Genomic DNA, 12,459 nt, shown 5'->3' with positions numbered 1-12,459 from the left:
TCCAATTAGGACACATCTCCGGCGGGACCTTCGATGTGGGCTGCCGCACCTCTGACGCGAATCCGGCTCCCCACACGGGATTCGGGAGACAGGGAGGTATCCTTTCGCAGGAAGCTGGAAATTCGGCGGTTGTACTTCGACGAGGTCGTAACCGTGCCGGTTACCATGATCAACAATCGAGCACGGGGGAGGTCTTCGTGGCCAAGAGCAAGGCGGTTCACGTCCTGGACGATCTCGACGGTGAGCCTGCCGCAGAGTCCGTCCGATTCGCACTGGACGGTGTCCAGTACGACATCGACCTCTCCGGCGCGAACGCCAAGGCGCTGCGCGCGGTGTTCGACGACTACGTCGAGCACGGAAGGCGCGTCGGTGGCCGTAAACGTGCACCGCGCGCCTACGCCAAGCCCCGCAGCCGTGGCACGCGGGCAGGCACCTCGAAGACGAGCACGGCGAAGGCGAGCACCGAAAAGCCGACGGCGAAGGCAGGGAACAAGACCGCCGCGCGCAAGTCCACAGCGGTCAAGGCCGCACCCGCGAAGACGGCCAAGAAAACCGCGTCCGTGAAGACGTCCTCAACGAAGACGTCCGCCACGAAGGCACCGGCCGCGAAAGCTCCGTCCGCGAAGGCGTCCGCCACCAAGACGTCGGCCACCAAGCGCGCCGCCACTCAGGGCGCTGCCACGAAGCCGGCCGCCAAGGACGCCAAGGCCTCGAAGACTCCGAAGGCGCCGAAGACCACGAAGGCCAGTCCCGCGAAGACCTCAAAGTCCGCAAAGGCCTCGATGTCCGCCGCGGCAACACCGGCGAAGGCGGCACAGCCGCCAAAGGCGCGGCGGACGCCCCGAAAGGCGCCGCCGGTCACCTTCTCCGCGGCGAACCTGGCCTGAGCGGCTCACTCGCTCAGGCCGGCTCCGCCGGGCGGTTCACAGGCCCTTGAGCTCCTCGACGATCTCACCGACCGAGGACTTGGCGTCCCCGAAGAGCATGCTCGTCCTGGCGTCGTAGAAGAGATCGTTGTCGATCCCGGCGAAACCGGAACTCATCGAACGCTTCAGCACGATCACCGACCTGCTGGTGTTCACCTTGAGGATCGGCATGCCGTAGATGGGCGAGCCCGGATCCGTCTCGGCCGCGGGGTTGGTCACGTCGTTGGCGCCGATCACCAGTGCGACGTCGGTCTGGGGAAACTCGGAGTTGCTCTCGTCCATCTCCTTGAGCTGGTCGTAGGGCACGTCGGCCTCGGCGAGCAACACGTTCATATGCCCCGGCATCCGGCCGGCGACCGGATGGATCGCATAGGACACCGTGATCCCCTTGGCCTCCAGCAGGTCGGCCATCTCCCGCACCGCGTGCTGCGCCTGCGCCACCGCCATCCCGTATCCGGGCACGACCACGACCCGGCCCGCGTAGGCCATCTGGATCGCGGTGTCGGCAGCGCTCGTCCGGCGAACCGGCCTGTCCTCCGTCTTGGTCCCGCCCGTCGTGCCGGTCGTTCCGCCGAAGCCACCGCCGACGATCGCCGGAATCGAACGATTCATCGCCTTGGCCATGAGATTGGTCAGGATCGAACCCGAAGCACCCACGATCATGCCGGCGACGATCAACGCAGTGTTGTCCAGCGCCAGCCCCATCGCCGCGGCCGACAGCCCGGTGAGGGCGTTGAGCAGCGAGATCACCACGGGCATGTCCGCGCCGCCGATCGGCAGCACGACCATGACGCCGAAAGCCGCTGCGGCGAGCAACAGGACGATCATCAGCAGCTCGCCGTCACCGCCTGCGGCGATCACCACCGCGCAGGCCAGTGCCGCGAGCAGCAGTAGCGCGTTGAGCGGCTGCTGCAACCTGCCGAGGGTGACGGAACGGCCGGGAATGAGCTCCTGCAGTTTGCCGAACGCGATGTTGGAGCCCCAGAAGGACACCGAGCCGACGATCGCGGCGAACAACGACGCGATGGCCACGTAGCGGGGTTCGTGCGCGTAAGCGTCGGTGGTCCGGAACTCCACCCACGCGATGAGTGCGACGGCCCCGCCGCCGACCCCGTTGAAGAGCGCCACCATCTGTGGCATCGCGGTCATCTTGACCTTACGGGCCGCGGGCACTCCGACCAGCGCACCGATCGCGATACCCAGTGCGATCAGCCACCAGTTGCCCATGCCGGGCAGCAACAGTGTGGCGATCACCGCGATGGCCATGCCCACCGCGGCTATCCAGTTGCCACGTACGGCCGTACGTGGCCCGGTCAGGCCCATCAATCCGTAGATGAACAGGGCGAACGCGATGATGTACAGGACACCGACGGCACTGCTCATGAGCCTGCCCCGTCCTCGGGCTTCTTCTGTTTGAACATCGCCAGCATCCGGTCGGTCACCAGGAACCCGCCGACGACATTAATCGTGCCGAAGGCGATCGCGATCACCAGCAACACCTTGTTCAGCACCCCCTCGGCGCCGAGTCCCAGCACGATCAACCCGCCGAGCAGCACGATCCCGTGGATCGCGTTGGTGCCCGACATCAAGGGTGTGTGCAGGGTGTTGGGCACCTTGGAGATCACGGCGAAGCCGACGAAGCCGGCCAGCACCAGGATCGCGAGATTCTGGATGAGCATCAGTCGTTCCCCTTCGTCTCGGGCACCTCGGGGGCCGCACCAGCGACACAGGCACCCGCGACGACCTCATCGGAGAAGTCCAGCGAGAGTCCGCCCTCGGCGTCGACGAGCAATTCGAGCAGCTCGGTCAGGTTCCTGGAGTACAGCTCGCTGGCGTGTTCGGGCATCTCGGCGGGCAGGTTCAGCGGCGCGCAGATCGTGACGTCATGCGCGACGATCTCGGCGCCGGGTTCGGTGAGTTCGCAGTTGCCACCGGACTCACCCGCGAGGTCGACCACGACACTGCCCGGCCGCATACCCCGCACGGCGTCGGCGGTGACCAAGGTGGGAGCCGTGCGGCCGGGAACAAGGGCAGTGGTGACGACCGCGTCGAACCCGGTGATCGCCTCGCTCAGCCTGCGCTTTTGCTCGGCTCGCTCCTCCTCGGTGAGTTCGCGGGCGTAGCCACCCTCGCCAACGGCTTCGATCCCCAGATCGAGCCACTGGGCACCCACCGAGCGCACCTGTTCGGCGACCTCCGGCCGGACGTCGTATCCGGTGGGCCGGGCACCGAGGCGTTTGGCCGTCGCGAGTGCCTGCAAACCGGCCACTCCCGCGCCGAGCACCAGTACCTTCGCCGGCGGCACGGTCCCCGCGGCTGTGGTGAGCATCGGGAAGAACCGGGGCAATCGCTGTGCGGCGAGCAGCACGGCGCGGTAGCCGGAGACACTGCTCTGTGAGGACAGGGCGTCCATCGCCTGTGCCCTGGAGATCCGTGGAATCGACTCCACCGCGAACGCGGTCACGCCCGCCTCCTCCAGAGCGCGCACCCCTTCTACATCGGACAGTGGCGCGAGGAATCCGATCAGGACGGTTCCTCGCGAAAGCTTGCCCACCTCGTCCGGGGTCGGCGGAGCGACTTTGAGCACGACGTCAGCGGCCCACGCGTCGCCGATGCTCGCCCCCGCCTGCTCGTAGAGTTCGTCCGCCAGCCGGGCACTTGCCCCCGCTCCGGACTCCACGACAATGCGAAGACCCCGGCCGCGCAGCCGTTCGACGAGTTTGGGCACGAGTGCGACGCGCGTTTCGCCCGATCTTGACTCGCGTACCACCCCGACCGTGAGCGAGCCGGTATCCACCACCACGAGACCTCCGTCACTGTAATCGCGATCACCAGGTTTACCACGACGACACCGGCTCGCGGCAGCGACTCAAGGGCTGTTTGCGAACTCTGTCAGGGCTTACTGCGCCAGCTGGCGGCGCCGAGCACGATGAGCCGGAGGCGTTTGCGGGCGGTGCGCACGATCCGTTCGTCGGTCTCCGCGTCGCGGGGCCGCGCCTCGATCAGTTCGACCACGGTCGACAGCATGGCCGTGACGATCAGGTCGGCCATCATGTGCAGGTCCTCGGTGGTCCACTCGCGCAGGTAGTCGAAGCGGGCCAGATCGACCGCGAGTTCGCTGGCGAACAGCCTGAGTTCGGTGCTGATCGCCTGCTGCACGGGACCGGCCCCGCCGTAGCGTTCCCTGGTGAGGAAGCGGAAGTGCTCCTCGTGCGCGCGGACGTGCTCGAACAGGATGGCCACGGAGGCGTGGATCAGCCCGGCGTAACTGGTGACGTCGTCGCGGGCCGCCCGGATCATCCTGCGCAGGGTCCGCATGGCCTCCTCGACCAGCGCCACGCCGAGCTCGTCCATCGACTCGAAGTGCCGGTAGAACGCGGTGGGCACGATTCCGGCCCGTTTGGTGACCTCGCGCAGGCTCAAGCTGGCGAACCCACGGTCCGCCAGCAGCTCCAGCGCCGAGTTCAGCAGCGCCTGTCTGGTGCGCTGCTTACGTTCCTGACGGCTCACGGACTCGGTGGACACGACCGCAACCGTACTTGCGGTATTGCTCACGTCACATCACCTCCCTCTCCGGTTGACAGCTGTCGTGGACATACACTCCACTAGTGAGTGTACAAGTGTTCACTGTAATACAAGGACGCCTGCCAACCCGGGCACCGATGTGGGAGATGTCATGACAGCGCTGCTGCCGAAACGGACACGGCGGGGAGCGGGCAAGCTGGCCTCGATCGCCGAGGCGCTGCTCACCCCGCACGGAATGGACCGTTACCTCGAACTCCTCGACCCGATGCTGGTGCGCAGGGAGATCCGCGGGGTCGTCACCGAGGTACGGCACCAGACGGCCGACACCGTCACCCTCACGATCCGCCCCAGCCGGGCCTGGCGCGGCTTCAGCGCGGGGCAGTACGTGCGCGTCTCGGTGGACATCGACGGTGTGCGCCGGACCCGCTGCTACTCCCCAGCCTGTTCCGAGCGGCGCCCCGACGGCAGGCTCGAACTCACGATCAAGGCGGATCCCCAGGGACTGGTCTCCCGCCACCTGCAAGAGAACGCCGCGCCAGGAATGGTCCTCGGACTCTCCCAGCCCGACGGCGGCTTCACGATGCCGCAGCCGCGACCGGAGAAGGTGCTGCTGATCAGCGGCGGCAGCGGAATCACGCCGGTGCTGTCGATGCTGCGCACACTGGTGGACGAGGGGTATCCGGGGGAGATCACCTTCCTGCACTACGCCAACACGGCCGACAACGTGCTCTACCGGCGGGAACTGGCCGCGCTGGCGACCGAGCACGGCAGGACGCGGGTCGCCATCGCCTACACCCACGCGAAGCGGGGCGCCGATCTGCACGGGTTCTTCTCCGCGCGGCATCTGCGCAGCGCCGCACCCTGGTACACCGAGGCGCAGACCTACCTGTGCGGACCCACTCCACTGATGGACTCCGTCCGCTCGGTATTCGCCAAGGAGGGTTTGAGCGAACACCTGCACACCGAAGAGTTCACCCCGCCCAAACTCATGCTCGACACCGGCGACGCCGTCGGCACGCTTCGCTTCGCCCACAGTGGCGCCGAGGCACAGAACTCCGGCAAGCCGATCCTCGAACAGGCCGAGGACGCCGGCCTCCGCCCGGAGCACGGCTGCCGGATGGGGATCTGCTTTTCCTGCACCAAGGTGAAGACCACTGGCTGCGTACGCAACGCCCTCTCCGGCGAGATGTCCGAAGAGGAGAACGAAGAGATTCAGCTGTGTATCTCCGTTCCCGTCGGGGACGTCGAGATCAACGCCTGAGTACGGCGTGGCGAGAACTGGACAGCACACCGAGTACTCGACGACGACCGACTACTGCGAAGAAGGGCCCACCATGACTGGACTGCAGGACCGACTCACCCCCGAACAGGTCGAGGAATTCGGCCGCGAACTGGACACCATCCGGCAGCGGGTCGTGGCCGACCTCGGCAAGGAGGATGTCGACTACATCCACAACGTCATCAAGACCCAGCGCGGACTGGAGATCCTCGGCAGAGGTCTGCTGTTCGCCGGCTTCTTCCCGCCCGCGTGGATCGCCGGGGTCGGCGCGCTCTCGCTGTCCAAGATCCTGGACAACATGGAGATCGGCCACAACGTCATGCACGGCCAGTACGACTGGACGCGGGACCCGGCGCTGAGTTCACAGAAGTTCGAGTGGGACACGGTGGCCCCCGCGGAGAACTGGCGGCATTCGCACAACTACATCCACCACACCTACACGAACATCCTCGACAAAGACCGCGACATCGGCTACGGCGTTCTGCGGATCGATCCCGAGCAGAAGTGGCACCCGTACTACCTCGGCAATCCGGTGTACGCGGTACTGCTCGCGGTGTTCTTCCAGTGGGGCGTCATGCTGCACGACCTGGAGTTCGAGCGGATCGTCAAGGGTGAGCGCACCTGGGCCGACACCAAGGAGGCGCGGGAGAAGATGATCCGCAAGGCCTCCCGGCAGATCGGTAAGGACTACGTCCTGTTCCCGCTGCTGACCGGCCCGCTCGCGCCGCTGACCTTCCTCGGCAACGCGACGGCGAACCTGACGCGCAACCTGTGGGCGTTCTCGATCATCTTCTGCGGCCACTTCCCCGCGGATGTCGAAAGTTTCACCGAGGAGGAGACCGAGAACGAGACACGGGGTCAGTGGTATCTCCGGCAGATTCTCGGTTCGGCCAACATTTCCGGAGGAAAGCTGTTCCACATCCTCTCCGGCAACCTCTCGCACCAGATCGAGCACCACCTGTTCCCCGACATCCCGGCACGGCGGTACCCGCAGATCGCCGACGAGGTGCGGGCGATCTGCGAGAAGTACGGCCTGCCGTACAACACCGGCTCGCTGGGCAGGCAGCTCGGCTCGGTGGCGAAGAAACTCGTCAAGCTCGCGCTGCCGGGCGTTCGCGGGAACGTCGCTCCGAGCGGACCGGACGACGCTGGCTCTACCCTGGACCGCGACAAGGCACGCACGGCTGCGTAAGGATTACGAACATGGTGGGTCGGTTCGAGAGCCAGAAGGACACCGTGCAGGAGCTGACCGAGTCGGCAGCGACGCACATCGGCAACATCGCGACCATCGTGACCGGCGCGGTCCGCGACGTCGCCAGGGAGACCGGCGACTGGCTGACCGACCTGATCGAGATGCGCGAGGCTGCTCAGCGCGCCCAAGCCGACGAGCTGCGCGCCCCTCGCGAGTCCCCCGACCAAGGCTGAGGATGTCCCCAATGTGGCATTGGGGACGTTGAAGTACCCCAATGCCACATTGGGGACATGTTCCCTACCCTAACCTACTGGCGAGTAGGTTAGGGTAGGGAGATGAGCGAGCCGTTTCCGCACCTGTCGCAGCCGCTGGATCTGGGTTTCACCACGCTGCGCAATCGCGTGGTCATGGGGTCGATGCACACCGGTCTCGAGGACCGCGCCAGGGATACCGGACGCCTCGCCGAGTACTTCGCCGAACGCGCCCGCGGCGGTACGGGGCTGATCATCACCGGCGGGTACTCCCCCAACCGCACGGGCTGGCTGCTGCCGTTCGGTGCCTCCCTGACCTCGGAGCGAGAGGCGCGGACACACCGGCGGGTGACCTCGGCCGTGCAAGCGGCGGGCGGCAAGATCGCGCTGCAGATCCTGCATGCCGGGCGATATGCCTACCACCCGCTGAGTGTTTCGGCGTCCACGGTGAAGTCCCCGATCACACCTTTTCGTCCACGAGCCCTCAGCGGGCGCGGGATCCGCGCCACGATCGCCGACTTCGCCCGCTGCGCCGCGCTGGCCAGGAAGGCCGGCTACGACGGCGTCGAGATCATGGGCTCCGAGGGGTACCTGATCAACCAGTTCCTCGCCGCCCGCACGAACCGTCGCCGCGACGAGTGGGGCGGTAGCTGGGCGAACCGGATGCGGCTGCCCGTGGAGATCGTCCGGCAGGTGCGGGCCGCGGTCGGCGAGGACTTCATCATCGTCTACCGGCTCTCCCTGCTCGACCTCGTACCCAGCGGACAGAGCTGGGACGAGGTGGTGGAGCTGGCACTGGCCGTGCAGAACGCGGGCGCCACCCTGATCAACAGCGGCATCGGCTGGCATGAGGCGAGGGTGCCGACGATCGTCACCTCCGTCCCGCGCGCCGCGTTCGCCGACCTCACCGGCAAGCTGCGCCCACACCTGTCGATCCCGGTGATCGCCTCGAACCGGATCAACATGCCGGATGTCGCCGAGGGCGTACTCGCACGCGGCGAGGCCGACCTGGTGTCGCTGGCCCGCCCGCTGCTGGCAGATCCGGAATGGGTGGCCAAGTCCACCGAGGGCCGCGCTGACGAGATCAACACGTGCATCGCCTGCAACCAGGCCTGCCTGGACCACGTTTTCCGGCACCGCACGGCGACCTGCCTGGTCAATCCCCGGGCGGCTCACGAGACACAGCTGGTGCTGCGCCCCGCGACGCCGCCGCGCCGGATCGCGGTCGTCGGCGCGGGACCCGCTGGGCTCGCCGCCGCGACCACCCTGGCGCGGCGTGGCCACACGGTGACCCTGTTCGAGGCCGCCGAGGAGATCGGCGGCCAGTTCAACCTCGCGAAACGCATTCCCGGCAAGGAGGAGTTCCACGAAACCGTGCGGTACTTCGCCAGGCAGCTGGACCTGCTCGGAGTCAGCCTGCGGCTCGGTCACAGAGTGGATACCTCGCAGCTACGCGAAGACGGTTTCGACGAGGTACTGCTCGCTACCGGCGTCGTACCCCGCACGCCCGCGATCCCCGGGGTCGACCACCCGACCGTCTTGTCCTATGTGGATGTTCTACGTGGTGCGCGGGTGGGCCGCAGGGTGGCCGTCATCGGCGCGGGTGGTATCGGCTTCGACGTCTGTGAGTTTCTCACCAGCACGGACAGTTCCGCACTCGACGTCAAACGGTGGCGTGCGGACTGGGGTGTCGGCGATCCGGAGATGGCCAGGGGCGGTGTCGAAGGGGTGACGCGGGCGGCGCCGTCCTCGCCACGCCAGGTGTATCTGATTCAGCGAAAGACCAGCAAGATGGGCGCGGGACTGGGCAAGACCTCGGGATGGGTGCACCGGACGACGCTGCGGAACAAGCAGGTCGAGATGATCACCGGCGCCGGTTACCGCCGGATCGACGACGAGGGTCTGCATCTGGAGGTCGGGGCGGAGCAGCGCGTACTCGCCGTCGACAACGTCGTGGTCTGCACGGGCCAGGAGCCGCTGCGCGATCTGGCCGGGGATCTGCGAGCCGCCGGGGTGCGCACGCATCTCGTGGGTGGCGCCGACGTGGCCGCCGAACTGGACGCGAAGCGGGCGATCGACCAGGCGACCCGGCTCGCGATCACGCTGTAGGGCAGCGGCTCAGTAGGCCACGGCCCTCGCCGCGAACCGCTCGGCGGGCGATCCGGTGCCCTCCGGATAGGAAATGACCTTCGGGTCCCCATCGGAGGTGTAGCGGCCGCCGGGATCGGCCTCGAGTTCGTCGAGCCAGACCGTCGAGCCGTACTTCGCCTCCTCGCCGTCCGCGCCCTGGGATCGAATCCGCGGGATGGCCTCCGGATCGAAGTCCACCGAGTACGGCGAAGGAGCCGGGTTCGCGCCGACGAGCAGCGCACCGGCGTAGTCGTACCCCGTCCCGCGCAGCACGAGTCCGTCCGTCCCGGACCGCGCGCCGAACGGCAGTGCCAGCGTGGTGGGGCGGTAGCCGGGCAGCGCCTGCCGAATCGCCTCGTCACCGCGTGCGATGTCCTGCCGTGCTTCGCCGTCCGAGACCGAGCTCAGATTCGTGTGCCCGTATGTGTGGTTGCCGATCTCGAAGCCGTGGCCGTGCAACCAGGCCAGTGCCTCTCGGCCCGCGGCACCGCCTCCGAACGGATCGGCGTTGATGTAGAAGCTCGCGACGGGACGAAAACCCGGATTCGCGGCGGCCACCTCCTGGAGGATTCGCACGGCCGTTCCCTTCGCGGGCTCGCCGTCCTGGCCGAGGGCGAACGTACTGGGGTCACCGTCGTCGAATGTCAGCACCACGGGGTGCTTGCCGGCGGGAATGTCGATCTTTCCAGTGACGAAGTCCGCTGTGGTGATCGGCACGTAGTCCGTCCGCGCCAGCCGTTCGAGTTCGGCCCTGAAATCCGCGGGCGTGCGGTCGTAGACCGAACTCGGTTTCGCGATGATCCGGTGGTACATCAGCACCGGAACCACACCGAGTTCGTTCGCTCGTACGTCCGCGGGTCGCACGGCGGCGACCGGAGGCTGTTGGTCCCCGGAGGCCGGCGCGGGGCTGCTGGATCCGACCAGCTCCTCGACCGGTGGGGACAGGCCTCCGCCGCAGCCGGTCAGGAGCAGCACTGTCGTCGCCGAGGCGATCAGCCGAGGAATGCCCATACCAGCAACGTAAGAGCGGGACCTCCGCCACGCAGTCCAATCACTCGACCGGGGGGATCTCGCCGATCGGTGGGAAAACGTCGTCCTACGGGTACTCGGACAGCACGACCGCGCGAGACCGGAGGTGGAGTGATGGCGTCGAGTTCCTTTGTCCGGAGCACCCTGCTCGTTCTCGCCGCCGCGGTACTGGCCGCCGCGGCGGCCGTCGTGTCGGTGGCGATCACGATGCGACCCGACGTCTCCGTGACCGCGCTCGGCAACGGCGACATCGTCACCCCGGCTGTGCTGGACGAGGTCACCATCAGCACGAGCGGCGACATCGAACGCGCCGAGGTCCTGCTCGACGGAGCGGCGGCACCGGTCGAGCGGGAAGGCGATCTGCTGCGGCTGAACGCACCGGAACTCGCCGAGGGCGTGCACACCCTCGTGGTGCGGCTCCCGCACCGGATCGCCGCACTTCCAGCAGGCGAGTCGCTGCGCATCTTCTCCGTGGACAGGACTCCACCCGAACTGTCGGTCAACCCCGTGGAACCGGTAGAACCGAACGTCGCGGCCCAGGTCCACGGCAGCGCGGGTAAGGCTTCCTCCGTACACGTACAGGGCAAACCGGTGCCCCTGGCCGAGGACGGCACCTTCACCGCGCGCACCGAACCCGGAACCACCACCGTCACCGTCGAGGCCAGGGACAAGGCCGGCAACGCCGCGACCGAGGAGATGGGCATTCCCGTACGCCACCCCGGAATGCGCGCCGTGCACATGAGCGCGAGCGCATGGAGTGCCCCTTCGCTGCGCGACCCGGTACTGCAGCTGGCCAGGGAGAAGCGCATCGACACGGTCCAACTGGACATCAAGGACGAGAGCGGGGAGATCGGCTACCAGTCCGCGGTCCCGCTCGCACGGGAGATCGGCGCGACCCGCGACCACTACGACGCCAGGGCCGCACTCGACCAGCTGCACCAGGCCGGCGTCCGGGTGGTGGGCAGGATAGTGGCGTTCCGGGATCCGATTCTCGGCAAGCACTCCTGGGAGAACGGGCACCGGGACCGGGTCGTGCAACGGGCGAACGGCACCCCGTGGACGGGCGGGTACGGCGAGTACGCGTTCACCAACTTCGCCAACCCCGACGTGCGCGCGTACAACGTGGCGATCGCCGAGGAGGCCGCCAAACTGGGATTCGACGAGATCCTGTACGACTACATCCGCCGCCCGGACGGCGCGATCGCGCAGATGCGCTTCCCAGGGATCACCACGACTCCCGAACAGGCGGTCGCGGACTTCGTCGGGCAGACCCGCCCCGTCGTCCACCGGCACGGGGCGCTGCTCGGTGTCTCGGTCTTCGGAATCGCCGCCACCCGCCCGACCCAGATAGCCCAGGACATTCCAGCCATGTCCGAGCACGCCGACTACGTCGCGCCCATGGTGTACCCGTCGCATTGGGGCCCGGGCGAGTACGGAGTCGCCAACCCGGAAAGCGAGCCGTACGCGATCACCAAACGGTCGCTGCAGGACTTCGCCAAGCTGGCGGCCAAGGGGGACGGCTCGACGGCCGTCATCCCGTGGCTGCAGGCGTTCAGTCTCGGTGAGGCCTACGGTCCGGAGGAGATCAGGGCACAGATCAAGGCGGCGGCGGACGCCGGGATCCAGTCGTTCCTGCTGTGGGACGCGAGCTGCCGTTACGATCCGGAGGCACTCGTCCCACGGTAGGCCCGCCAGTCCCCGTAGGCCGTGATGTCCACCAGCTCCGGACTGTCCACGAACGACTGACGCAGTACGGTGGCGAGACACGAAGCGCCATCGGAGAGTTCGATGACACCGATCTCCAGTTCGGGCGGCTCGGCCGGAATCAGGTGCTCCCGCAGAACGGCCAGGGGCAGGTCGTAGACCTCGCCGAGCACACTGCCCCCGCCCTCGGCGACCTCGTACATGGCCGGGAACCGGTCGCCGACGGAGAAGTACCGGTACCTGGGCGCACTGCGCGCGACACACAGCAGGGGCGCGCCCTGCAACTGTTCGTGCAGCGGCCCACCGCGCATCCCGCCACCGTTGAGGAACATCAGTGCCATCACGAGCCCTTTCTCGAGCGTCTTGGTCAAGAGTCGGGTGATGCGGTCACCGGTTCGCCCGCTGTTCGTGCCTCACGGGCAC

General features: G+C 67.4%; 12 protein-coding genes. 6 read left to right on the top strand and 6 right to left on the bottom strand.

Annotated features, from left to right (window positions below):
- Positions 1-197: 197 nt before the first annotated feature.
- Positions 198-887: a histone-like nucleoid-structuring protein Lsr2 gene (locus tag D0C15_RS02385; RefSeq protein ID WP_116040627.1), complete on the top strand. Its 690-nt coding sequence runs from the start codon at positions 198-200 to the stop codon at positions 885-887.
- Between the two features lie 36 nt (positions 888-923).
- Here the strand turns inward: D0C15_RS02385 and D0C15_RS02380 are convergent, their stop codons facing one another.
- From D0C15_RS02380 to D0C15_RS02365, 4 genes are all read right to left on the bottom strand, one after another.
- Positions 924-2,309 (bottom strand): NAD(P)(+) transhydrogenase (Re/Si-specific) subunit beta, encoded by a 1,386-nt coding sequence (locus tag D0C15_RS02380; protein WP_116040628.1) that lies wholly within the window; start codon positions 2,307-2,309, stop codon positions 924-926.
- On the bottom strand, positions 2,306-2,605 hold the full coding sequence (locus tag D0C15_RS02375; protein WP_116040629.1) for an NAD(P) transhydrogenase subunit alpha part 2: 300 nt from the start codon (positions 2,603-2,605) through the stop codon (positions 2,306-2,308). Before D0C15_RS02375 ends, D0C15_RS02380 begins: the two co-directional genes overlap by 4 nt.
- Positions 2,605-3,726 carry a Re/Si-specific NAD(P)(+) transhydrogenase subunit alpha gene (locus D0C15_RS02370; protein ID WP_211323064.1) on the bottom strand — a complete coding sequence of 374 codons (1,122 nt, stop codon included), beginning with the start codon at positions 3,724-3,726 and terminating at the stop codon, positions 2,605-2,607. Before D0C15_RS02370 ends, D0C15_RS02375 begins: the two co-directional genes overlap by 1 nt.
- A gap of 92 nt (positions 3,727-3,818) precedes the next feature.
- Positions 3,819-4,451 carry a TetR family transcriptional regulator gene (locus tag D0C15_RS02365; RefSeq protein ID WP_116040699.1) on the bottom strand — a complete coding sequence of 211 codons (633 nt, stop codon included), beginning with the start codon at positions 4,449-4,451 and terminating at the stop codon, positions 3,819-3,821.
- Between the two features lie 151 nt (positions 4,452-4,602).
- On the opposite strand from D0C15_RS02365, the gene D0C15_RS02360 reads away from it, so the two are divergent.
- The 4 genes from D0C15_RS02360 to D0C15_RS02345 all read left to right on the top strand — a co-directional run bounded on the left by D0C15_RS02360 (position 4,603) and on the right by D0C15_RS02345 (position 9,282).
- Entirely contained in the window at positions 4,603-5,712 is a 1,110-nt protein-coding gene (locus D0C15_RS02360) for a ferredoxin reductase (protein WP_116040631.1), read from the top strand.
- Between the two features lie 73 nt (positions 5,713-5,785).
- The gene (locus tag D0C15_RS02355) at positions 5,786-6,922 is read left to right on the top strand and encodes a fatty acid desaturase family protein (protein ID WP_116040700.1); all 1,137 of its coding nucleotides are present in this window, start codon (positions 5,786-5,788) and stop codon (positions 6,920-6,922) included.
- An 11-nt stretch (positions 6,923-6,933) separates the two neighbouring features.
- A complete protein-coding gene (locus D0C15_RS02350; RefSeq protein ID WP_116040632.1) occupies positions 6,934-7,155 on the top strand; it encodes a hypothetical protein in 222 nt (73 codons plus the stop codon).
- Between the two features lie 102 nt (positions 7,156-7,257).
- The gene (locus tag D0C15_RS02345; protein ID WP_116040633.1) at positions 7,258-9,282 is read left to right on the top strand and encodes an NADPH-dependent 2,4-dienoyl-CoA reductase; all 2,025 of its coding nucleotides are present in this window, start codon (positions 7,258-7,260) and stop codon (positions 9,280-9,282) included.
- Between the two features lie 9 nt (positions 9,283-9,291).
- On the opposite strand, the gene D0C15_RS02340 is transcribed toward D0C15_RS02345, so the two are convergent.
- On the bottom strand, positions 9,292-10,314 hold the full coding sequence (locus tag D0C15_RS02340; RefSeq protein WP_116040634.1) for a polysaccharide deacetylase family protein: 1,023 nt from the start codon (positions 10,312-10,314) through the stop codon (positions 9,292-9,294).
- A gap of 132 nt (positions 10,315-10,446) precedes the next feature.
- On the opposite strand from D0C15_RS02340, the gene D0C15_RS02335 reads away from it, so the two are divergent.
- A complete protein-coding gene (locus D0C15_RS02335; RefSeq protein WP_116040635.1) occupies positions 10,447-12,018 on the top strand; it encodes a putative glycoside hydrolase in 1,572 nt (523 codons plus the stop codon).
- Here D0C15_RS02335 and D0C15_RS02330 read toward each other — a convergent pair.
- Positions 11,988-12,377 carry an allophanate hydrolase-related protein gene (locus D0C15_RS02330; RefSeq protein WP_116040701.1) on the bottom strand — a complete coding sequence of 130 codons (390 nt, stop codon included), beginning with the start codon at positions 12,375-12,377 and terminating at the stop codon, positions 11,988-11,990. The genes D0C15_RS02335 and D0C15_RS02330 overlap by 31 nt on opposite strands.
- Between the last annotated feature and the right edge of the window lie 82 nt (positions 12,378-12,459).

The organism is Amycolatopsis palatopharyngis, assembly GCF_003385185.1.
Lineage (GTDB): Bacteria > Actinomycetota > Actinomycetes > Mycobacteriales > Pseudonocardiaceae > Amycolatopsis > Amycolatopsis palatopharyngis.
The sequence above is the reverse complement of the archived record's forward strand: the minus strand, read 5'-3'. Positions and strand labels throughout refer to the sequence as shown.

Bases quoted from the DNA above. Each gene is read 5' to 3' on its own strand.
- D0C15_RS02380 (WP_116040628.1), bottom strand. From the start codon at position 2,309: ATGAGCAGTGCCGTCGGTGTCCTGTACATCATCGCGTTCGCCCTGTTC.
- D0C15_RS02375 (WP_116040629.1), bottom strand. From the start codon at position 2,605: ATGCTCATCCAGAATCTCGCGATCCTGGTGCTGGCCGGCTTCGTCGGC.
- D0C15_RS02360 (WP_116040631.1), top strand. From the start codon at position 4,603: ATGACAGCGCTGCTGCCGAAACGGACACGGCGGGGAGCGGGCAAGCTG.
- D0C15_RS02355 (WP_116040700.1), top strand. From the start codon at position 5,786: ATGACTGGACTGCAGGACCGACTCACCCCCGAACAGGTCGAGGAATTC.
- D0C15_RS02350 (WP_116040632.1), top strand. From the start codon at position 6,934: ATGGTGGGTCGGTTCGAGAGCCAGAAGGACACCGTGCAGGAGCTGACC.
- D0C15_RS02345 (WP_116040633.1), top strand. From the start codon at position 7,258: ATGAGCGAGCCGTTTCCGCACCTGTCGCAGCCGCTGGATCTGGGTTTC.
- D0C15_RS02340 (WP_116040634.1), bottom strand. From the start codon at position 10,314: ATGGGCATTCCTCGGCTGATCGCCTCGGCGACGACAGTGCTGCTCCTG.
- D0C15_RS02335 (WP_116040635.1), top strand. From the start codon at position 10,447: ATGGCGTCGAGTTCCTTTGTCCGGAGCACCCTGCTCGTTCTCGCCGCC.
- D0C15_RS02330 (WP_116040701.1), bottom strand. From the start codon at position 12,377: ATGGCACTGATGTTCCTCAACGGTGGCGGGATGCGCGGTGGGCCGCTG.